At 66.5% G+C, this 20,133-nt stretch carries 20 protein-coding genes; 15 read left to right on the top strand and 5 right to left on the bottom strand.

Annotation, left to right across the window (positions count from 1 at the left end; genetic code table 11):
• The first annotated feature begins 183 nt into the window (after positions 1 to 183).
• From ABIE00_RS04730 to ABIE00_RS04715, 4 genes are all read left to right on the top strand, one after another.
• Positions 184 to 1,896: a sensor histidine kinase gene (locus tag ABIE00_RS04730; RefSeq protein ID WP_354257404.1), complete on the top strand. Its 1,713-nt coding sequence runs from the start codon at positions 184 to 186 to the stop codon at positions 1,894 to 1,896.
• On the top strand, positions 1,893 to 2,621 hold the full coding sequence (locus ABIE00_RS04725) for a response regulator transcription factor (protein WP_354257402.1): 729 nt from the start codon (positions 1,893 to 1,895) through the stop codon (positions 2,619 to 2,621). The genes ABIE00_RS04730 and ABIE00_RS04725 overlap by 4 nt, the downstream gene beginning before the upstream one ends.
• Before the next feature lie 139 nt (positions 2,622 to 2,760).
• Complete coding sequence (locus ABIE00_RS04720) at positions 2,761 to 3,177, top strand: hypothetical protein (RefSeq protein WP_354257399.1); 417 nt, start codon at positions 2,761 to 2,763, stop codon at positions 3,175 to 3,177.
• 55 nt (positions 3,178 to 3,232) lie between these two features.
• On the top strand, positions 3,233 to 3,550 hold the full coding sequence (locus ABIE00_RS04715; RefSeq protein ID WP_354257397.1) for a hypothetical protein: 318 nt from the start codon (positions 3,233 to 3,235) through the stop codon (positions 3,548 to 3,550).
• Positions 3,551 to 3,697: 147 nt separating this feature from the next.
• Here the strand turns inward: ABIE00_RS04715 and ABIE00_RS04710 are convergent, their stop codons facing one another.
• Positions 3,698 to 4,093: a hypothetical protein gene (locus ABIE00_RS04710; RefSeq protein WP_354257394.1), complete on the bottom strand. Its 396-nt coding sequence runs from the start codon at positions 4,091 to 4,093 to the stop codon at positions 3,698 to 3,700.
• Positions 4,094 to 4,144: 51 nt separating this feature from the next.
• Entirely contained in the window at positions 4,145 to 4,348 is a 204-nt protein-coding gene (locus tag ABIE00_RS04705) for a hypothetical protein (protein WP_354257391.1), read from the bottom strand.
• 173 nt (positions 4,349 to 4,521) lie between these two features.
• Between ABIE00_RS04705 and ABIE00_RS04700 the strand changes: the two genes are divergently transcribed.
• The 6 genes from ABIE00_RS04700 (at position 4,522) to ABIE00_RS04675 (ending at position 10,218) form a co-directional block, all read left to right on the top strand.
• Entirely contained in the window at positions 4,522 to 5,478 is a 957-nt protein-coding gene (locus tag ABIE00_RS04700) for a phosphatase PAP2 family protein (RefSeq protein WP_502914196.1), read from the top strand.
• A gap of 182 nt (positions 5,479 to 5,660) precedes the next feature.
• Positions 5,661 to 6,335 (top strand): D-glucuronyl C5-epimerase family protein, encoded by a 675-nt coding sequence (locus ABIE00_RS04695; RefSeq protein WP_354257388.1) that lies wholly within the window; start codon positions 5,661 to 5,663, stop codon positions 6,333 to 6,335.
• Positions 6,287 to 6,631 carry a D-glucuronyl C5-epimerase family protein gene (locus ABIE00_RS04690; RefSeq protein WP_354257385.1) on the top strand — a complete coding sequence of 115 codons (345 nt, stop codon included), beginning with the start codon at positions 6,287 to 6,289 and terminating at the stop codon, positions 6,629 to 6,631. Before ABIE00_RS04695 ends, ABIE00_RS04690 begins: the two co-directional genes overlap by 49 nt.
• 144 nt (positions 6,632 to 6,775) lie before the next feature.
• Entirely contained in the window at positions 6,776 to 7,633 is an 858-nt protein-coding gene (locus ABIE00_RS04685) for a class I SAM-dependent methyltransferase (protein WP_354257382.1), read from the top strand.
• Positions 7,630 to 8,901, top strand: a complete 1,272-nt coding sequence (locus ABIE00_RS04680) for an aminotransferase class I/II-fold pyridoxal phosphate-dependent enzyme (protein WP_354257379.1) — start codon at positions 7,630 to 7,632, stop codon at positions 8,899 to 8,901. The genes ABIE00_RS04685 and ABIE00_RS04680 overlap by 4 nt, the downstream gene beginning before the upstream one ends.
• Before the next feature lie 195 nt (positions 8,902 to 9,096).
• Positions 9,097 to 10,218 (top strand): serine hydrolase, encoded by a 1,122-nt coding sequence (locus tag ABIE00_RS04675; RefSeq protein ID WP_354257376.1) that lies wholly within the window; start codon positions 9,097 to 9,099, stop codon positions 10,216 to 10,218.
• Between the two features lie 127 nt (positions 10,219 to 10,345).
• On the opposite strand, the gene ABIE00_RS04670 is transcribed toward ABIE00_RS04675, so the two are convergent.
• Both ABIE00_RS04670 and ABIE00_RS04665 read right to left on the bottom strand, forming a co-directional pair.
• Positions 10,346 to 11,743, bottom strand: coding sequence for an MFS transporter (locus ABIE00_RS04670; RefSeq protein WP_354257373.1), 1,398 nt, complete (start codon positions 11,741 to 11,743; stop codon positions 10,346 to 10,348).
• A gap of 116 nt (positions 11,744 to 11,859) precedes the next feature.
• Positions 11,860 to 12,795 carry a dihydrodipicolinate synthase family protein gene (locus ABIE00_RS04665; RefSeq protein WP_354257370.1) on the bottom strand — a complete coding sequence of 312 codons (936 nt, stop codon included), beginning with the start codon at positions 12,793 to 12,795 and terminating at the stop codon, positions 11,860 to 11,862.
• Between the two features lie 160 nt (positions 12,796 to 12,955).
• Between ABIE00_RS04665 and ABIE00_RS04660 the strand changes: the two genes are divergently transcribed.
• From ABIE00_RS04660 to ABIE00_RS04645, 4 genes are all read left to right on the top strand, one after another.
• Positions 12,956 to 13,999, top strand: a complete 1,044-nt coding sequence (locus ABIE00_RS04660) for a LacI family DNA-binding transcriptional regulator (RefSeq protein ID WP_354257367.1) — start codon at positions 12,956 to 12,958, stop codon at positions 13,997 to 13,999.
• A 425-nt stretch (positions 14,000 to 14,424) separates the two neighbouring features.
• Complete coding sequence (locus tag ABIE00_RS04655; protein ID WP_354257364.1) at positions 14,425 to 14,745, top strand: hypothetical protein; 321 nt, start codon at positions 14,425 to 14,427, stop codon at positions 14,743 to 14,745.
• Complete coding sequence (locus ABIE00_RS04650; protein WP_354257361.1) at positions 14,742 to 15,302, top strand: hypothetical protein; 561 nt, start codon at positions 14,742 to 14,744, stop codon at positions 15,300 to 15,302. Before ABIE00_RS04655 ends, ABIE00_RS04650 begins: the two co-directional genes overlap by 4 nt.
• A 368-nt stretch (positions 15,303 to 15,670) precedes the next feature.
• Positions 15,671 to 16,351, top strand: a complete 681-nt coding sequence (locus ABIE00_RS04645) for a hypothetical protein (protein WP_354257358.1) — start codon at positions 15,671 to 15,673, stop codon at positions 16,349 to 16,351.
• Positions 16,352 to 16,455: 104 nt separating this feature from the next.
• Here ABIE00_RS04645 and ABIE00_RS04640 read toward each other — a convergent pair whose 3' ends face one another.
• A complete protein-coding gene (locus tag ABIE00_RS04640; protein WP_354257355.1) occupies positions 16,456 to 17,673 on the bottom strand; it encodes an MFS transporter in 1,218 nt (405 codons plus the stop codon).
• Between the two features lie 213 nt (positions 17,674 to 17,886).
• Here ABIE00_RS04640 and glgX point away from each other — a divergent pair, with 213 nt between their 5' ends.
• Entirely contained in the window at positions 17,887 to 20,052 is a 2,166-nt protein-coding gene (gene glgX / locus ABIE00_RS04635; protein ID WP_354257352.1) for a glycogen debranching protein GlgX, read from the top strand.
• Positions 20,053 to 20,133 lie beyond the last annotated feature (81 nt).

Here is a 20,133-nt window from a genome sequence, read left to right as displayed (position 1 = left end):
TCAGCATGAAATGGGTGATCCAATGAGGCGGACCATGGCCGGGCCGGGTACAACCAAGTACTCCGAGTACTCGGCGATGAGCGTCTTTGCCGCCCGCTCCGGATTTCAAAAAAATTCTGCGCGGCGGGACCGGGCGTGTGCCGTGTTACGCACGTCACACCCTAAAAGAGGCCGGGTGATCCCATGAACACGGCCGGCGCACTGCGCACGGAGGTCCACTCCGTCCGCTTCCGGCTGCTGGCCACGCTGCTCGTCTTCATGGCCGTGGGCCTCTTTGTGGCCGGCGCGGCTACCCACGCGGCACAGCTGAAGAGCCTCAACGACCGCGTCAACGCCGAGCTGCAGGTGCCGCGTGCGAACCTGGAGGACCTGGCAAGCCGTGGCTCGCCGAACAACGGAGGCGCTGCCTACGCCTCGCTGCATGACCTGTTTACGACCTATCTGCGCAATGGTGCACCCGGCGGCTACGAGTCCGTGATGACCATGGTCCGCGGCGGCAATGTCATCCTGCCCAAGGCACCACAGGCAACCAATCTGCGGACCTCCGCCGTCACCGATCACGTCTGGGACTGGAGCTCCCCCGGCCATACCGTGATGCGGGACGTTGACATTGACGGCCGGCAGGTCCGCCTGGCCATTACGTCCGTGTCGCTGGCGGGCGGCAGCAAGGAGCAGGGTCTGCTGATTGCCTCGAGCGAGATCGGTGCCCAGCGCGCCGAGGTTTTCGGTTCGATGTGGACCTTCGCCCTGGCGTCCCTGGCGACGCTCGTCCTCACGGGCCTGGTGGGCTGGCTGGTCACCGGGCGGCTGCTCCGGCCCATCCGGCGGCTCCGTGAGGCGACGGAGGCCACCACCTTTGAGGACCTGACAAAGCGGGTTGAGGTACCGGACAGCACGGACGACGTCGCCCAGCTGGCCATGAACTTTAACCGCATGCTGGAGCGGCTGGAGTCCGGCTTCGACAACCAGCGCCGCTTCGTCCACGACGCCAGCCACGAGCTGCGCACCCCCATGACGATCATCCGCGGCTACCTGGAGCTGCTCCGCGCCGGGGATCCCGAGGACGTCGACCAGACCCGCATGCTGCTCCTGGACGAGCTGGACCGGATGCAGGTGCTGGTGGATGACCTGCTGATCCTTGCCCGCAGCGGCCGGCCAGACTTCCTGACTCCCGCCTGGGTGGAGGCGGACGACCTCCTGGAGGACGTCCTGAACCGGGTCCGGGTCCTCGGCGAGCGCCAGTGGCGCCTGGACGCCAAGCCCGGGGGCCTGATCCGCGCCGACCGCCGCCGGCTCACCCAGGCGCTGGAACAGCTCGCCGCGAACGCGGTCAAACACACTTCTGAGTCGGACCGGATCTCCGTTGGCGGTGCCTGGGTGGAGAACGACGACGGCGCCCCCGAGGGCGGCCGGGCGGCGGTCGTGCGGGAGCTGGCAGACCCGGCACCCAGGGAACTGGAGATCTGGGTGTCGGACACCGGTACCGGTATCCCGGCAGAGGACCATGAGCGCATCTTCGAGCGCTTCGGCAAGGGCAGCAATTCGGCAGCCTCGGAGGGTTCGGGCCTTGGACTGTCCATCGTGAAGGCCATCGCCGAGGCGCATGGCGGCACCGTCCTCCTGGCGTCGGAGGAAGGCAAGGGCAGCCGCTTCGTGCTCCGGATCCCGTCCGGCGGCGAGGACGCCGGCGCTGAAACTGATGATTCCGCCGCCGCGGACACCACCGGACGAAGCGGCAGCGGCACGAGGGATCCCGCGGATAATCGCGCGGCCGTTAAGGGCCCGGCCGCCAAGGGACCGCGACATAAGGGAACGGGCGCCGCAGGCGGCAAACCGAAGCCGGCGGGGCCGGCGTCGGCCATTGAACTGGCCACCCCGACGGGAGGTGCCCCATGACCCGGATCCTCATCGCCGACGACGAGCCGCGGATCGCGGCGTTCCTCGCCAAGGGCCTCACGGCGGCCGGCTACACCACCACCCAAGTCTCCGACGGCGTGAAGGCGCTGGACTACGCCACGTCCGGGGAGTTCGACCTCCTCATCCTGGACATCGGCATGCCGCGGATGGACGGCCTGACCGTGCTGAAGAACCTCCGCGACATGCACTCCACGATTCCGGTGATCATCCTGACGGCGGCGGACAGCCTCGAAAGCACCGTGGCGGCGCTCGACGGCGGTGCGGACGACTACATGACCAAGCCCTTCCGGTTCGAGGAACTGCTCTCCCGCATCAAGCTCCGGCTAAGGGGTGCGCAGGCGGTCACGTCCGCCCCGACCTTCGTCTGCGGCGATCTGTCGCTGGACGTGAACCTGCGCACGGCCGAGATCGGCGGCCGCGTGATCGACCTCTCCGCGCGGGAGTTCGTCATGGCCCGGACATTCATGGAGAACGCCGGCAAGGTCCTCAGCCGCGAGCAGCTCCTGAGCCGGGTGTGGGGCTACCACTTCGAGGGCTCCTCCAACGTGGTGGACGTATACGTGCGGTACCTGCGGCACAAGCTCGGCCAGGACCGCATCCAGACTGTCCGCGGCGTGGGTTACCGGCTCGTGTGCCTGCCCGGGCCGTCCGCTGCGGCTCCCGGCGACGCAGCCGCCGATGACGCCGATGGCCACTCAATCTAGGCCTTCACGTTCCATGCAGCGGCTCTTACCAACGCCCAAAACCCGTCCGCCGGGTGCATGAGAAGACTCTCATCCGCGTCTCATCCCTGCCTCACCTTCACGCCGCAAAGTTGTTTCACGAAGGAGGTGTGGCAGGCCGATGAAGAGGTGGTCGTTGCTGAGCATTCCGCTGGTGGGTCTCGCCAGCATCACCGTCTGGGCGCAGGCTGTTACCGGGGCGCCGACAGGTCAGGAACCCGGCGTCATTGTTCGTGAACCGGACCCCCGCGACTCGGTCCTCAACTTCGACGGCTTCCCTGAACCCCCGCGACTGTCGCCGCTCACCAACCCCACGGCCACGCCCAAACCCTCATCACCGGCGCTCAAATCTGCGCCGCTGAACCCTGCCACCTCCTCGCCCCTTTCCACGAACCCCGCAGACCCGGCCCGGACCGGACCGGCACCCGACGACCCGGCCAATTCCGGCGAGGACCCCGACGTGTCCTCCGATGATTCCGGGGTCGAGCTGGTGGAACCTGGCCAGATCACCTGGACTGGCGGCACCAGTGACTACTAAGCGCACGCGGCGGCAACCCGAAGAAGCAGTGTCCCCCCGCACAAAGGAGCCAGTGATGCACACGGAATTCCGCGACTTGTATGAACCCATTCCGCCTGAGCGATGGGGCTCCACGGTTGACTCCTCCTACGGCCAGCCGACCACGGTGATGGTGGACGATTCGGAACTCCACCAGCAGGTCCTGGACATCATCCACAACGTGCTCGCCACAGCCGATCCGCGCTCCGACGTCCGGCGCCGGCTCTTGCGCCACCTCGCAGAGAACCCCGGGCACCCCGAACAGGCGCTGCTGGACCACCTGCGCGACAGGAACCGCCGCAGCGGCCGCTCCGCGCACGACAGCCGGGCTTCAACAGTCGATCCGCACGTGTAGCAGGCAGCGCACGCCGGGCAGACAAGAACGCAGCTCACGCTGCCCCACAGACCGGGTACCCGCCGCGGCACGGGTACCCGACGTATGTCCGGGCCTGTTTTGTCCGGCCGAGTTTAACGGCGGCCCCGTCTTTCAGGGCCGGCCCCGTCAGAAGAGCAGCAGCACGAAACCCGCGATGGTGCTCACGATGCCCACGCCGGTGAGGATCCAGCCGAGGATCAGGATGATGTTGTCGTGCCTGGGCGGTTTCAGGCCCCAGCGCGAAGGGTGGCAGAGGTCGTAATGGAGCTCCACCTTGGCGCCGGCCACCAGGCCGCGCCCGACGTCGGAGTCCACCAGGGTCTGGCGCGGGACGTTCTCCTGGTCAGTCCAGCGGAAGCCGGTGAAGCCGCCGGCCGTGTAGACCTCTCCCGTGGTTTTGGTCCAGGCGCATCGGCGCCGTTCAATAATCAGTCCCCATACGAGCAACGGCACTCCGGGGAGGAAGCCCACCCACGTCATTATTTCCAGGATGGGGCCAAGTACATCCGCGATACCGCCCATGCACCAACTTTAGCCGCCGGCCCGCCTGCGTCTGGCCCCCGCTGCGCGGCGTCAGCTGCCGGTTTCCTCGGGGTGCTCACGGGCCCGCTTCGCGTCCGGGGTTTCGCCCTGCTGCGGGATGAAATCCGGGTCCAGTTTGGTGCTGAGGTCGGTTTCCCCGCGGGCCGCTTCGTCTGGCGTTGTTTGACCGGGCGCGGATTCGTCGCGGACCGGTTCGCCGGAAACAGTGCGGGTCTCGTCTGGGTTTTCGGTCATGCCCCCAACGTAGTGCCCCCTGCCCTGCAGAGTCGAGCATCCGGCAAAGCCGTCGGGGCTGTCGGGGCTGTCGGGGCTGTCGGGGCTGTCGGGGCTGTCGGGGCTGTCGGGCAACAGGACGCGCCCACCGGGCGGACAGGCGGCTCCCAGCAAACTGTGACACCCTTGTTACGATGACTTTCCAGCTCAGGGACCCCCGCCGTAAGAAGCAAGGCCGCCAGCAGCAGGGCCGTCAGAAGCCGCGCCGCCAGCCGTCAGCGGGAAAGATGCGCCTCGCGGCGGGCACCGGCTTCCTCTTCGCCGTCGCCACCCTGGCCTGCGCCACGGGCCTCGCCGCCACCTACTACTACTTCGTCCGCACCACCACCGGACAGTTCATCGACGAGTCCGCCCTGGTGGAGGCCGTGGAAATCCACGGGCCCGCCGGCAAGGTGACCACCGGGTTCCTGGACTGGCTGCCCACCATCTCCCTGGTGATGGCCGCCGTCGTGGTTCTTCTGGTGACGGTGATTCACCGCCGCTGGAGGGCGGCGGGCATTGCCGTTGCGGCATGCGTTGCTGCGAACGTCGCCACGCAGGTACTCAAGGACCTTCTGCCGCTGCGGCCGTACCGGGGCGTCGAGACGCTCGAGCTGAACTCGCTGCCGTCCGGGCACACCACGCTGGCGGCGAGCGCGGCGGCGGCCGTGTTCCTGATGGCGTCCCCGCGGTGGCGTCCGCTGGCCGGGTTTGTCGGCGGCACGTTTGCGATCGCCTCGGGCATGTCCACGCTGGTGAACCAGTGGCACCGTCCGGCGGATGTGGTGGCAGCGTTTCTGGTGGTGGGCTGCTTCATGATTCCCGCGGGCTGGCTGATTCTCCGGAACGACGGCCATGAGTGGAACGTCTGGGACGGCTTCGGCGGGCACTGGGGTTCGGCGCGGCTGTGGATCGGGCTGCCCGTGGTGCTGGGGCTGGCCTCGGCTGCGGTGTCGGTGTATTCGCTGGTCATGATCGTCCCGGGCATCGGCCAGGAGGCCAGCACCACCAATTACTTCTGGGCGGGCATCTCGCTGATCGTGATCGCGGGGTACCTGGCCACCGTGGCCACGACCTCCCTGTTCGCGTACGCCGTCCGACGCCGGAACTGACCCCGGCCGGCACCCTCACCGCCGCCGTTCCCCCACCCAACTGACTCGCATTTAATGTCGTTTTGAGCCCTCAAAACGACATCTACTGCGAGTCAGTTGGGCTGCCTTCGGCCAGGCGTATTGCCAGGGCGTCCGGCTTGCTACCATTGGCGAACCTTGTCTGGTCTCTTGGGGGAATTTCTTTGCGCTACCGCGATATTTCACGCTCTCTTACGGCATTGATCGCGGCCGCCGCGATGCTCCTGGCCGCAGCCGTCACTTCGCAGGCAGCGCCGCCTGTGCAGCTCACCTACGCCAACGCGAACTACGCCATCAACACCGCCGGCGGCTCGCCCTACATCGGCACAGCGGTGGTTCCCCTGACCGCAACAACGTGGGGCACGGTGAACAGCAAGGGCGTGGTGCAGATCAAGATCAACAACGTGGTGGTCTACCACCCCGTGAACAGTGCATGGTTCGTGAACCAGATGCTCTCCTCGTACCGCGTCACGAAGAACCCCGAGTACCTCCGCCGTGCGGACGCCACCACACGCTACATCCTGTCCGGCTCGTTCTCGGACGCCAGCGGAGCCACCTGGTTCCCCTACAGGTTCAGGCATACGCCGGGCAACAAGATTGATATGGGCATCCCCTGGTACTCCGGCATGGCGCAGGGCATGATGCTCTCGACCCTGGTGAACCTGTACGAGACCACCGGCAACGTCTACTGGAAGACCCAGGCCGACCGCGTCTTCCGGTCCTACCAGGTGCCCAAGAAAAACGGCACGCCGTGGTTCCAGGACCAGGTGCTGAAGGCAGCAAAATCTATGTGTGGTTCGAGGAATACGTCGGCACGAACATTCCGCCCGCCCACGTAGTCAACGGGCATATCTATGCGGCATGGGGCGCCTATGACTACTACCGGCTCACCAAGAACCCCACTGCGCAGTGGATGTTCAACACCGCGGCCACCACCATCCGCGACTACTTCACCAGTTACCGCCGCCCGGGGACCATCTCCTGGTACGCAGCGAGCACCTACGGCCAGTACGTGTGGGGCGCCCCGGCGAGCTACCACAAGGGCGTCACCAACCAGCTCGCAATCCTTGGCCGGCAGACCGGGGACCCGGCCTTTGCCACGCAGTCGGCGCAGCTGTTGGCCGACTACTCCTGACGCAGACGCGCGCAAGCTGGGAACACCTCAGGGGTGCGCAACCTTTACAAGACCCGCCGGGAAGCCCACAATGAGTCGCACCACAGCCTCCACTGACTCAGCAGTGCGCTGTTACTGGACCTGCGAAAGCAGAGGTGCGCGGACATGAACGACCAAGCCGGGGCGGACAAAGCCCTGAAGGAGAAACACCGGGCCATGTGGGCGCAGGGCGATTACCCGGCCCTCGCCAGCGAGCTCCTCCTGGACCTGGGCGCCATCCTGGTGGAGGCCTGCAACATCAAACCGCGCCAGCGCGTCCTGGACGTGGGCACGGGCGCCGGCAACGCCGCCATCCCCGCCGCCATGATGGGTGCCAAGGTGATAGCCAGCGACCTCGCCCCGGAAATGTTCGACGCCGGGCGGCGGCAGGCAGCCGACCGCGGCGTTGAGCTCGAGTGGGTGGAGGCCGACGTCGAGCATCTCCCCTTTGCGGACGGCGAGTTCGACGTCGTCATGTCCTGCCTCGGCGCCATGTTCGCCCCGCACCACCAGGCGAGCGCCGACGAAATGGTGCGTGTCTGCAGGCCGGGCGGGACCATTGGCCTGCTGCACTGGACCCCGGAGGGCTTCATCGGGCAGATGTTCACCACCATGAAGCCCTTCGCCCCTCCGCCACCGCCCGGCGCACAGCCGGCGCCGCTGTGGGGCAACGAAGACCATGTCCGCGAGTTGTTCGGCGACCGGCTGGGCGAGATCCGGGCAAAGAAGAGGACACTTGCCGTCACCAGCTTCCGCCACCCCGAAGACTTCCTGCACTACTTCAAGTCGCACTACGGCCCCACCATCTCCGTGTACAAGTCGCTGTCCGGTGACGATGAGAAGGCCAAAGCCCTGGACGAAGCCCTCACGGAACTTGCCAGCACGTACATCGAGGCCCACGGCGATACACCCGCGCAGATGGAATGGGAGTACCTGCTGCTCACGGCGAAGGCCAATGCCAGGCCCCAGGAAACCAGGCTGTGACGGACTCCCCCGCCTCGCGCCGCGCCCTCGAGGTGGCGTCCATTCCGTCGTTCCGGCGGATCTCCGAGCACCTGAACCATTCCACGTACGCCCGCCGCAAGCACCTGCCCGGCATCTGCGACTTCACCCTGGGCAATCCGCACCAGATGCCGCAGGACGCCTATGTCGACGCCCTGCGCGATGCGCTCCGGCCGCACGACGACCAGTGGTTCGCGTACAAGACCAACGAGGTGGATGCCCGGGAGGCGGCGGCCGATTCCCTGGGCCGGCTGCTCGACGTTCCGTTCGAAGCCGGGGACTTGTACCTCACCACCGGAGGCTTCACCGCGATCGCCCTGGCGCTGAAGACTGTTGCCGATCCCGGCGACGAGGTCATCTACAGCCTGCCGCCCTGGTTCCTCTACGAGCCGCTCGCCGTCGAGGCCGGACTGGTCCCGGTCAAAGTCCGGATCGACCTTGAAACCTTCGACCTCGACCTGGCGGCCATCGAAGCGGCCATCACGGAGCGGACCCGCGTGCTGATCATCAATTCGCCGAACAACCCGACCGGCAGGATCTACCCGCCGGAGCTCCTCCGCCAGCTGGCGGCGCTCCTCAACGACGCGTCGGCGCGGATCGGCCGGCGGATCTACCTGGTGTCCGATGAGCCGTACAACAGGATCGTCTTCGACGGCGCCCGCTTCCACAGCCCCGCAGAGTTCTATCCGTACACGCTCCTGGCCTACTCCTACGGCAAGACGCATCTCTCGCCGGGCGAGCGCATCGGGTACCTCGCGCTGCCGCCGGGCATGCCGGACCGCAGGGAGCTCGGCGCCGCGGTGGAGGCCATGCAGCTGGCCATGGGCTGGATCTACCCCAACGCCGTGCTGCAGTACGCGCTGCCGCGGCTGGAGACGTTCACCATCGACGTCGGCCAGCTCCAGCAAAAGCGGGACCGCCTGGTCCAGGAGCTGGGCGGCATGGGATACCGGCTCCGGCCGTCCGAAGGCACCTTTTACCTGTTCGTCGACTCCCCCATCCATGACGACGAGGCGTTCACCGAGGCGCTCGGCCAGGAGGACGTCTTTGTGCTTCCGGGTGTCCTGTTCGAGACACCCGGGTTCTTCCGGATTTCCCTCACGGCCAGCGAGGACATGGTGGAGCGCAGCCTGCCCCACTTCCGTGCGGCCATCGAACGGGCGGGACAGGACCGCCCGGAGGACGCCGAAGTCAAGCTCCCCACGGGCCTGATCCCCGTCGTTCCCGCGAACCCCAGAACACTGCCGTGACCGGACCATCCCCCATTTTGGTGGCCTAGGTCAACTGTTTCCCGGCCAGAGCCCCACCTTTTCCCAACCTGCGAGTGCCAGCGTGGCCGTATGCCGCCCCTAACGAAGGCGGCAGACGAATTGGGGTGAGGCGAGTGGCAGTCGCTACACATTTTACGGACTGGGTCATGAGGTCCGGACTATGAGGCCCGGGCAATGAGCGGGGGCCGCGGCCGGCACCGCGCCCGCAGCCGCCACCGGCCTGGCAAAGCAGCAACCACCCGGACAGTTCCCTGGCCTGCAGACCGGCGCGGCCGGCTCCTGATCCTCTGCACCGCGATGCTACTGACGGCAACCACTGCCTACGGGTCAGCCGTGGCGCCGCCGCCTGTGCCATCACGGGCTGAGCCGGCGGGGACGCCCTCCCCCTCCAAGACCCCGGCACCGGCGGCAACCAAGCCGGTCCGGCAAGCCACGACGCCGGTCCCCCACCCTGCGAGGCCTGCCAAACCCAAAGCCACGGCCACCAAGCGGGCGGCACCTTCCCAGCCCGCCGCCGTCGTCCGCCCCACCCCGGCACCAGCCGCGCCAAAACCCAAGGCGGCACCCGCGCCACCGCCACCCCGCCCGGCGCCGCCGCCGGCGGCGCCCGCCGACGCCACGCTCGAGGAACAGCTCAACGCCATCATTGCGGTCAACAGCCGGTACCAGCTGGGGGTTGCCCTCATTGACATGTCCGACGGCGTTGTCCGCCAGTACGGCGTCCGCGAGAAGTTCGTGGCGGCCAGCACCGGCAAGATCCTTGCCGCGGCCGCGTACTACCATCTGGCCGAGGCGGGGGTCCTGTCACTGGCCACGCCGATGGGCGGCCAGACCGCTGCCTTTCAGATCCGGCAGATGATCCAGCAGAGCAACAACACGTCCTGGGCCCTGGTCCTCGGCCCCATCGGGCGCCAGGGGATCCATGATTACGCGGCGTCGCTCGGCATTGCGTACGACAGGACCTTCAACACGCTGTCCGCGGCGGAAACGGCCAGGATTCTGACGCTGCTCTACACGGGTCGGCTGCTCAGCCCGGCCCACACCGCCGAACTGCTGTCCTACATGCAGAACACGAACTACGAGACCCTGATCCCCGCTGCGGTGCCCCCGGGCATCACCGTTTTCCATAAGTACGGGCTGCTGAACGGGAATCTGCACGACGCGAGCATCCTGGTCCAGGGCCAGCGCGCATACGCCTTCGTGGTGTACTCGCTGGGTGCCAGCGTCGCGGAAATCCCGGTGCAGACCACCATCATCCGGCAGCTCACCCAGGCGGTTGTGGGCCGCATGTTCTGACGCAGGACTCTTCTGAGGTACGACGGCGTGCGGCTGGCAACCGGAAGGCGACCCGGACTCCCTGAGTCCAGGCCGCCTTTCCTCCCGGTTAACCGGTTCCGGAAATTGCCCATGGTTTGAAAGACCGTCAGGGTGAGAGTTCTTCGAGGACCCGCCCCTTGGTTTCGATGGCAAAGACGATGGTGATGATCCCGCCGATCAGGGCCACAGCGGCGAAGACGGTGAAGACGTAGCTGATGCCGAAGTTGTCGACGATCCATCCCACGAGTACCGGACCGATCGCGGAGCCGGCGCGGAGCCAGGCACTGCCGAAGCCGGTGCCGATGGCGCGGAGGCGCGTCGGGTAGAGCTCGGCGGAGTAGAGGTACAGGGAGAACGAGATCGTCTGGAGGATGGCGTAGGCGATGCTGGCGAACACAACGACCTGCGTAGCCGAGACGGCACCCAGCGCTGTGAGCACGATGAGCGGGACCGTGGAGGCCAGGAACGCCACCGAGTACCAGCGCTTGCGGCCGACGCGGTCGATCAGCAGGGCGCACAGGATGGACGCCACGACTCCGACAGCGGAAGTGACCCAGCCGTAGGCGAGGCTGGTTTGCAGGGGCAGGTTGAACGTCTGCTTGTACAGTGTGGGCAGCCAAGTGACGAGGCCGTTGTTGACCATGTAGACGCAGATCCACAGCAGCCAGATGGTGAAGGTGCGCTTGCGGTAGATGCCCGTGAAGAGTTCCCGCCAGCCGGAGCGCGCTGTGGCCTTGGGGTCCACGGGGCGTACGACAGGTTCGGACAGCGTGTGGCCGGCTTTGACTGCCTCGTTTTCGAGCATGGCGACCACCGCGTCGGCCTTTTGAATGCGGCCCTTGGAGGCGAGCCAGCGGGGTGATTCGGGCATCAGTGCCCGCATGGGGATGGTGAGGATGGCCGGGACGAGGCCGACGATGAACATCGCCTTCCATCCGAACACCGGCACCAGGAAGTAGCCTGCGATGCCTGCGAACATGAGGCCGACGGGGAAGATCACCTCGTACAGGAGGAAGAACCGGCCGCGCTTCTTCGCGCCGACGAATTCGTTGATGTACGCGCTGGCGACGGGGACCTCGCCGCCGGTGCCGATGCCCTGCAGGAACCGGAAGAGGATCATGGACCCGGCGCCCCAGGCAAAGAGGCAGGCGATGTCCATGGACACGAAGAGCAGGATGGTGATGAGCAGGACCGGCAGGCGCCCGATCCTCTCGGCCAAATTCCCGAAGAACAGGGACCCGAAAATCTGGCCCACGTAGCCGGCGGAGAGGATCATCCCGATCTCGCCGGCGCTCAGGTGCCATTCGGAAGCCAGTTGCGGCATTGCGAAGGCAATCGCCAGGACAGTGTAGGCGTCGAAAAAGGTTGCTGAACCGATGATCACGCGGATCAGGGTCAGCCGTCGCGTGAGCGGCAGCCGTTCGAGCCTGGCCACTAGCTCGGCGTTGAATCTGCCGGCCTGTGAACCGTCGGCCATGGTTGCTGTGTTGTTTGGCTCGCGCATTGCGAGTCCTCCTTCTCCAGCTGCGATGCTGGGGTCCTCATTGACCAAGAGTGGAGATGGAAAATCTTGGGGTGGGATGGCGGGCCCGGGGCCCGCCATCCCACGGGATCCGGAGATCACACGGTGGCGGTGACGCTGCCCAGGTTGGCGGACTGGAGGGCCAGCGCGATTTCGTCGCCGGCGCCTTCTGCCAGGGGAAGCAGCGGCGGGCGTACGGTGGCGTGCTCGAGGATGCCGCGGGCCACGAGTCCTTCCTTGAGGGCGACGGTGCCTTCCATGTGGGAGCCGCGGTGGTAGACGTTCTTGGTCACCGGCAGGAGACGGTCGTGGATGGCGCGGGCTGCCGCATAGTCCTTGGCCTTGCCGGCCGCGATCAGCTCCACCAGCGGCTCAGGCGCGAGCCCGCCGTAGCCCACCAGGGCGCCGTCGACGTCGAACATGGTGTGCAGCAGGTACTCGTCGTGGCAGGTGAGGATCTGCAGGTCCGGGTAGGTCTCGCGCAGCACGGGGATTTCGGTGTCCCAGCGCTTCATGTTGCGGACGCCGTTCTTGGTGGCGAAGACGCCTTCCTGGCCGGCGATTTCCAGCTGGGTTTCCAGGTCGTAGGTGGCCTTGGTGGCGTCCGGGTACTGGAAAAGGATCAGCGGCAGGCCGGAGGTTTCGTATATTTCCTGGTACCGGGTCTGCGGGGCGCCCTTCTGGTACCCGAACCGGAGCCAGCCGTGCGACGGGTACACCAAGCCCGCAGAAGCACCGGCTTCGACGGCGCGCTGCGCTTCCAGGGCCGCCACGGTGTTGCCTTCACCGGTGATGCCGGCGATGATCGGCAGCTCCCCGTTGACGGCGTTCTTGAACTCGCGGATCACCAGGGCCTGCTCGTCCTGCGTCAGGAACGTCCCCTCGCCTGCGTGTCCGAGGACCACCAGGCCCTTGACCCCTTCAACGCTGGCCAGCCAGCCGCCCAGGCGGTGGATCGCGTCGACGTCCACACTGCCGTCACGGTTGAACGGCGTTACAGGTGCGGGAACGAGCCCGCGAAGATCGATGGTCATGAGAGCTTCCTCTGTTGTCTTGATGGTAGCCCCGCTGTCATATGAAAACGTTTGCGGGAACGTTTTCATTCTGCGACGTGTCTCAACTCACTGTCAAGACCTGATTTCCGAAAGGAGGAAATAGAGTGTTTCCTAACCCACTCTGAACAGGAGTAACCATATGGAACCGGTGGCACCAGGCACGCCCGTCACCCTGCGGGACGTCGCGGCAGCCAGCGGAGTCAGCGTGTCCACAGCAAGCCGCGCGCTCGACGAACGCGGCAACGCACCCAAGTCGGCCGCAGCAGCGCACGTCCGCAAGGTGGCCGAGCAGCTGGGTTACCGGCGCAATTCGTTCGCGTCCAGCCTCCGCCGCGGAGAAACCCGCACCCTCGGAGTGCTGGTGCCCCGGCTCAGCGACACCGTGATGGCACTGATGTTCGAGGCACTCGAACGCGCTGCCGCCGGCCGCGGCTACTTTGCCATGGTGGCCACCAGCGGCGATGACCCTGACGACGAACGGCGGGCCGCTGAGACACTCCTGGGCAGGAACGTTGACGGGCTTATCCTTGCCACGGCCCGCCTCGACGACGAACTGCCCCGGCTCCTGCGCCAACGCGGCGTGGCTCATGCCCTGGTCCTGCGCACCGACGGCGAGAGCCCCTCGGCAATCGGCGACGACGAGGTGGGCGGATACCTGGCCGTGCGCCACCTGATTGACCTGGGCCACCGCGACATCGCCGTGGTCACGGGGCCCGACTTCACCTCGACCGGAACCGCCCGCCTCCAAGGGGCCCGCAAGGCATTCGATGAAGCAGGGATCAAGCCGCGAAAGGAATGGCTGATCGCCGCCGGCTACGGCATCGAAAACGGGTACTCAGCAGGCGAAACGCTGCTGGCGGGCCACTCAAGAAAGCGCCCCACGGCAATATTCGCGGCCAACGACAATATCGCCATGGGCGTCATGGCAGCAGCCCACCATCACGGCATCACCATCGCCGATGACCTGGCCCTCGTCGGCTACAACGACACCCCCCTGTCGGCCCGGCTCCCCACCCCCCTGACTTCCGTCAGGGTCCCCCTGGACCAGATCGCAGCTACGGCCATCGACCTCATCGTCAACCCGGCTGTGGAGCCGCACATACGCCGGGCCATGCCAACGCTGATTCCCCGCCAGTCCAGCGGAGGACCTGTACATTTTCAAGGAAAACCCGGACAAAGGTAGGGCATCCGGCGGCACAGGAGTACGACGGCGGGCGGCCAGGAGTTTGTGGGTCGCCGGCCCGGCATGTCAGGGGGTGCAATGCCGGGCCGGCCAGCTGGCTAAACGACCACTCGCGGCTGTGGCGTCGGACCAGATGGAAAGATCGTCCCAGCCGTTCCTAGGAAAATCCCGTTTAACCTTGGGGAACGCAGACCCCCAACCCACCAGCTGCACCGCGCCGCCGCGCACTGCTGGCGCACCTTCCGGCTGGGGGGACCTTGCCTCCTCAGGACTCCAAGGTTCACCAGCAAATCCACCATGCAGCAGCGGAACAATACCGGCAGACGGCATTCCCTTTAACACAGAGGGATTGCCGGCAACGCCGCCGGTCTCAGCGCATGCCGGAAGGGCCCGCGGGGCGGCGCAGGTGGAAGGTAAATACGATCATGAGCCCGGACCCGTACTCACGCGGTGACAGCCATTGGCAGTCCCCCACCCCGGAGAGGTTGCCTGCCCGGCACGCAGCCGGCGACCCCGCAGCAGTTCCTGACCAGCCCCGGGTCGGCCACCGGCCAGCCCAGCGGCCACCCCAAGGCGGAATACTGCAACGCCAACTGATGCGGCTCATCGGCGAGATCCTCGGCGATGAAAACCTGGACTCGACGACCCGGCTCTCGCTGCTCAGGCACATCTCCGAACATCCCGGACACCCCGAACAGGCCATGCTGGCACATTTGAACGAGATCCAAGACGGAGGACGTCCATGAGAGCCAGAGCGGTCGTCGCGCTATCCGTGGCCGGGATCCTCGTGACCGGATCCGCCGCGCTCGCCGTCAACACGCATGTTCTGAACACCGCACCGGCGGGCACCGGCAATGCGAACAGGATCCTCCTGCCGAGCAACACCGGCAATTCTCCGGCCCCGGCCGTCGCCATCAGCGCGAAAGCGGTGCCGAACGTCACCCCCAGGGTCGACGGCGGCACCACAGCTCCCGCACCCGCGAAGACTGTCGGCAAGCCGGAATCCGGGAACCACAAGGGCGGACGCAAAACCGGCACTGTTACCAAAAAGTCCAACGCCGGACCCGCCAAGTCCCAGCCCGCTGGCGCCGCCCCTTTCCAACCCGACGCCGGGCCTGGCGGGTCCCACCCCGAGGACACTGCCGGTTCCCAGTCCGACGCCGGCCCCGCCGTCGTATCCGCCCAGCCTGGCGACGACAAAGGCGGCCTTGGCGCGGCAATGGAACCGGGCGATGACAAGGGAAAACAGGGCAGCGGGTCCGGGCCCGGCGACGACGGCGGCGGCCACGGCTCGAACGATTAGGACGCGGTCTACGCGGGGGCGAAAGCCTTCGCTTCGGGCCTTTTGCACTCAAGCAGGAGGCGCGTTTGCAGTGGCTCCATTACACGATTGCCGAGCCAGATATGGCACCGACACGGCAACGAACAGATAACTCTTTCTTTGCTTTATCCGTAAATCAACCTGTATCGTATTCATTTAGGTCGACCGAGACTCCCCCTGGAGCCGCAAGCTCCAGGAGCCTGCGCCCTTCATTGCAGCGCGCCAGCCGCTCCCGGCTCCTAAATTAATCCCCCAACCAAACCCAGCAATTCCCTGCTGTCCGGAACTTCCGGTCAGCCCAGCTCCCGGCACCATTCAGGGGAGCACAACAGTGATGAAAGGCCGGCATTATGTTCGCCGACACCCGCACCACCTTGACCCACCCTGAAACCCGAACCGGCACCAGCTCCGCACCCAGGTACCAGCCCCACCGCCCTGCCGCTCCCGCCCGCCGCAACCGAGCCGCGCTGAGGAGGGCCACCCCCCGCAAACAGACGATCCGGCTGATCCTGCTGGGCATCCTCTGCACCGCAGGCTGGCTCGCGTCCCTGCTGGTGGGGCACTTCGTGGAGTTCGGTCCGGTACTGCACTGCATCGGACTTGCCGGCCACATCCTCTCCCTCGTGCTGGCCTTCGGCACCATCCTTGTTGTCGACTGGCTGGGCCTGCTGTGGCTCATGGGCAAGGTGCACATGCACGCATCCCCCAAGCTCGAACGCGCAACCAAGCCGCTGATTTGGGGCGGACTCGCGCTTCTGCTGGCATCGGGCGCGCTCATCCACCCGGACATCACCAACCCGGTGACTGCCGTGAAGCTCGCCTGTGTACTCGTCCTGATGCTGAACGGCCTGAGCATCGGCCCGGCCATGCACAAGATGTTCGCACTTCCCCGGGAAACAAGCTTCAACGAACTGGGCCGCCGGCTGCGCACGCGTTTGCTGATCGCGCTCAGCATCTCACAGGCCTGCTGGTGGACGGCCGTGCTGATCGGCCTCGTGAACAGCACCCTCCGCCGCTGGGCGGGGATGTAGCCGGGCCCCAACCGCGCTCGCGGCCCAACTGACCCGCAGTTGTTGTCGTTTTCAGCCCTCAAAACGACAACAACTGCGAGTCAGTTAGGTTTGGGCGCTACCCGTCAGAAATTGCTGCGGTGCCTGAGCCTGGGAAGCACGACGGCGAACACACCTGCCGCCGCGAACCCCAGTACCCCCGTGGCCGTCACGCCGGCACCGAGGGAGGCCACGGCCGTCACCGCGGAGAGAAGCACGGGACCGCCGGTGGAGCCGGCGTCGGCCATGAACCGCCACAGGCCCAGGAACTGCCCGCGGCCACGGTTGGGCGAGAAGTCGGCGCCCAGCGTCATCACCAGGCCGGAGCTGATCCCGTTGCCGAAGCCGATCAGCAGGGCCACGAGCAGCAGGCTGGTGAATCCGGCGGTGAGCGGGATCAGCACCAGCGCCACACCCATGATCAGCGTGGACGGGATGGCCACCCACTGCCGCCCGCGCCGGTCCATCACCTTGCCCGCCGGGTAGAAGACCAGCATGTCGATCGCGCCGGAGAGCCCGTATACCAGCGAAGCGTGCGTCGGGTCGAGGCCCAGGTGGCCGGCCCACAGCGGGATCACCACCTGGCGGGAGGCGCGCAGGGCGCTGAGCAGCAGGATGCCGATTCCGGCCGTCAGGAAAATGCCGGCGTGCGAGACGGCCACGCCGCGCAGGGTGGGCTCGGGCCTCGTGTCATTGGGATCGGCCCCGTCCACCGCCACCAGGTCAGGAACGGTGACGGCGAGCACGGCGGCGGCAGCCATGCCGGCAACGCCCACCCAGTACGCGCCGCTGATACCGACGAAAGCGATGGCCGCGGCGCCGATGAACGGCCCGATGAACACACCGATGCGGCTCACGCCGCCCAGCGTGGACAGGGCGCGGGCGCGGAACTCCACCGGTACTGCCTCGGTGAGGTACTTCTGCCGGGCCAGGCTGAAGACGGCCGCGGCCATCCCGACGACGGCCATCGCCACCGCGAGCAACCAGAGTCCGTTGCCAATCACCAGCGACACCCCGGCGGCCAGCAGGGCCAGCGCCCCGGCTGCGGCAGCGCCTACGATGGACCAGCGCTCGCCGAACTTCAGCGTGATCATCGAGGCCGGCAGGTTGAAGAACCACGAACCGAGCCCGATCAGGGTGACCGTCAAAGCGGCCACGGCAACGGAAGCACCCAGCTGGACGGCGGACAGCGCCACCACCGGCAGGATCGCGCCCTGGCCAGTGCTGAACAGCAGGGCGGGGCCGAAGGCCGGAACAGCGATGCCGCGGAGGCTGAAGGGCGGCGGGCTGTTGGGCGGGGTCATCCCCTTCATCCTAGGCGCGGGCGGGATCAGCCCAGCGGAAACCCTCGCCTCACGAGGCCAGAATCACAAACAATTTGATTTAGAAGGTCACGGTTTCAACCAGAGCTTGGCGAAATTAATAAGTGTGCTTAGCCTTGAGTCAGGGCGAGGCGCGCGGACCCCAACCGGACATCAAGTATGGTTCGGAAAAATTGAACAGACGCAGGAGTGATCATGGAAGTCTGGCCGGGCAGCGCGTATCCACTGGGCGCGACCTTTGACGGGATGGGGACGAACTTCGCGCTCTTCAGCGAGGCGGCCACCGCCGTCGAGCTGTGTTTGATAGCCGGCGACGGCACCGAAACGCGCGTGGAACTCCTCGAAGCGGACGGGTATGTGTGGCACTGCTACCTGCCCCAGATCCAGCCCGGGCAGAGGTACGGGTACCGGGTCCACGGACCGTACGACCCCGCCAAGGGTCAGCGCTGCAATCCCAACAAGCTGCTTTTGGACCCCTATGCCAAGGCCGTCTCCGGGCAGGTGCACTGGCACCCGGCGATGTTCTCCTACAACTTCGGCGACCCCTCCTCCCGCAACAACCAGGATTCCGCGCCGCACACCATGCTGGGCGTGGTGATCAACCCGTTCTTCGACTGGGCCGGGGACCGCCCGCCCCGGATCCCCTACCACCGTTCGGTCATCTACGAGGCGCACGTCAAGGGGCTCACCGAGCTGCACCCCGAGGTGCCCAAGGAGCAGCGCGGCACCTTTGCCGGCGTCGCCCATCCCGCTGTCATTGCGCACCTGCAGCGGCTGGGCATCACGGCCATCGAGCTGATGCCGGTGCACCAGTTCGTCAATGACGGGACGCTGCAGGAGAAGAACCTCAGCAATTACTGGGGCTACAACACCATCGGCTTCTTTGCGCCGCAGAACACGTACAGCTCGATCGGCCAGATGGGCCAGCAGGTGCAGGACTTCAAGGCGATGGTCCGCTCACTGCACCGTGCGGGGATCGAGGTGATTCTCGACGTCGTTTACAACCACACGGCGGAAGGGAACCACCTGGGTCCCACCATGAGCTTCAGGGGGATCGACAACGCCGCGTATTACCGCCTGTTGGAGAACGACAAGCAGTACTACGTCGACTACACGGGCACCGGCAACACCCTCAACGTGCGGCACCCGCACTCCCTGCAGCTGCTCATGGATTCGCTGCGCTACTGGGTCACCGAGATGCACGTGGACGGGTTCCGCTTCGATCTGGCCGCCGCGTTGGCCCGGGAGTTTTACGACGTCGACAGGCTCTCCACGTTCTTTGAACTGGTGCAGCAGGATCCGATCGTGTCGCAGGTGAAGCTGATCGCGGAGCCGTGGGACGTGGGGCCCGGCGGCTACCAGGTGGGCAACTTCCCGCCGCAGTGGACGGAGTGGAACGGGAAGTACCGCGATACCGTCCGTGATTTCTGGCGCGGCGAGCCTGCCACGCTGGGCGAGTTCGCGTCCCGGCTGACCGGCTCCGCCGACCTGTACGAGCGGTCGGGGCGGCGGCCGGTGGCCTCGATCAACTTCGTCACGGCGCATGACGGCTTCACGCTGCGGGACCTGGTCTCGTACAACGAGAAGCACAACGACGCCAACGGCGAGGGAAACCGCGACGGCGAATCGCACAACCGCTCGTGGAACTGCGGCGTCGAGGGGCCGACAGCCGATCCGAAGGTGCTGGCGCTGCGGGCCCGGCAGCAGCGGAACTTCATCGCCACCATGCTGCTCTCCCAGGGCGTGCCGATGATCCTGCACGGCGACGAGCTCGGCCGGACGCAGCAGGGCAACAACAACGTCTACTGCCAGGACTCCAAGCTCAGCTGGGTCAACTGGGACGCCATCGACCTGCCGCTCATGGACTTCACAGCCGCGGTGAACCGGCTGCGCGCCAAGCACCCCACGTTCCGCCGCAGCACGTTCTTCGATGGCCGGCCGGTGCGGCGCGGCAAGGGCGAGAAGCTGCCGGACATTGTGTGGCTGAACGAGGACGGCATGGAAATGCTCCCCGAGGACTGGGGCCGCGGGTTCGGCCGGACCATCGGCGTATTCCTCAACGGCGACGGCATCCAGGGCCGGGACGACCGCGGCCGCCGCATCACGGATGTGAACTTCCTGCTGTACTTCAATGCGCACGACGACGACGTCAAGTTCACGCTCCCGGCCGGTGAGTTCGCCGAGGCCTGGGACATGGTGATCAACACGGCCGGGACCGGCGTGGAGCGCGGGCCGATCGATGCCGGGTCGGTGCTGAAGGTGGCCGCCAAATCCATGGCAGTGCTCCGCGCCCGCGACCTCAGCCAGCCCGAACCCAACCTCTCCGTGGCCCCCGGACTGCAGGCCCCCGGCCCGGCCTGACGTTTGCCACGGCCGGTGTGGCTGGGTATTTTTACTCTCACAGCAATCTTCCGGGCGGCATTCAGGTAAAACTGGGGTCTC

The sequence above is a fragment of the Arthrobacter sp. OAP107 genome, assembly GCF_040546765.1.
Lineage (GTDB): Bacteria > Actinomycetota > Actinomycetes > Actinomycetales > Micrococcaceae > Arthrobacter.
The sequence above is the reverse complement of the archived record's forward strand: the minus strand, read 5'-3'. Positions and strand labels throughout refer to the sequence as shown.

Bases quoted from the DNA above. Each gene is read 5' to 3' on its own strand.
- ABIE00_RS04705 (WP_354257391.1), bottom strand. From the start codon at position 4,348: ATGACCGAAAACCCAGACGAGACCCGCACTGTTTCCGGCGAACCGGTC.
- ABIE00_RS04710 (WP_354257394.1), bottom strand. From the start codon at position 4,093: ATGGGCGGTATCGCGGATGTACTTGGCCCCATCCTGGAAATAATGACG.
- ABIE00_RS04675 (WP_354257376.1), top strand. From the start codon at position 9,097: ATGAGCGGGGGCCGCGGCCGGCACCGCGCCCGCAGCCGCCACCGGCCT.
- ABIE00_RS04640 (WP_354257355.1), bottom strand. From the start codon at position 17,673: ATGACCCCGCCCAACAGCCCGCCGCCCTTCAGCCTCCGCGGCATCGCT.
- ABIE00_RS04670 (WP_354257373.1), bottom strand. From the start codon at position 11,743: ATGCGCGAGCCAAACAACACAGCAACCATGGCCGACGGTTCACAGGCC.
- ABIE00_RS04650 (WP_354257361.1), top strand. From the start codon at position 14,742: ATGAGAGCCAGAGCGGTCGTCGCGCTATCCGTGGCCGGGATCCTCGTG.
- ABIE00_RS04700 (WP_502914196.1), top strand. From the start codon at position 4,522: ATGACTTTCCAGCTCAGGGACCCCCGCCGTAAGAAGCAAGGCCGCCAG.
- ABIE00_RS04645 (WP_354257358.1), top strand. From the start codon at position 15,671: ATGTTCGCCGACACCCGCACCACCTTGACCCACCCTGAAACCCGAACC.
- ABIE00_RS04655 (WP_354257364.1), top strand. From the start codon at position 14,425: ATGAGCCCGGACCCGTACTCACGCGGTGACAGCCATTGGCAGTCCCCC.
- ABIE00_RS04720 (WP_354257399.1), top strand. From the start codon at position 2,761: ATGAAGAGGTGGTCGTTGCTGAGCATTCCGCTGGTGGGTCTCGCCAGC.
- ABIE00_RS04730 (WP_354257404.1), top strand. From the start codon at position 184: ATGAACACGGCCGGCGCACTGCGCACGGAGGTCCACTCCGTCCGCTTC.
- ABIE00_RS04660 (WP_354257367.1), top strand. From the start codon at position 12,956: ATGGAACCGGTGGCACCAGGCACGCCCGTCACCCTGCGGGACGTCGCG.
- ABIE00_RS04665 (WP_354257370.1), bottom strand. From the start codon at position 12,795: ATGACCATCGATCTTCGCGGGCTCGTTCCCGCACCTGTAACGCCGTTC.
- ABIE00_RS04725 (WP_354257402.1), top strand. From the start codon at position 1,893: ATGACCCGGATCCTCATCGCCGACGACGAGCCGCGGATCGCGGCGTTC.
- ABIE00_RS04715 (WP_354257397.1), top strand. From the start codon at position 3,233: ATGCACACGGAATTCCGCGACTTGTATGAACCCATTCCGCCTGAGCGA.
- ABIE00_RS04685 (WP_354257382.1), top strand. From the start codon at position 6,776: ATGAACGACCAAGCCGGGGCGGACAAAGCCCTGAAGGAGAAACACCGG.
- glgX (WP_354257352.1), top strand. From the start codon at position 17,887: ATGGAAGTCTGGCCGGGCAGCGCGTATCCACTGGGCGCGACCTTTGAC.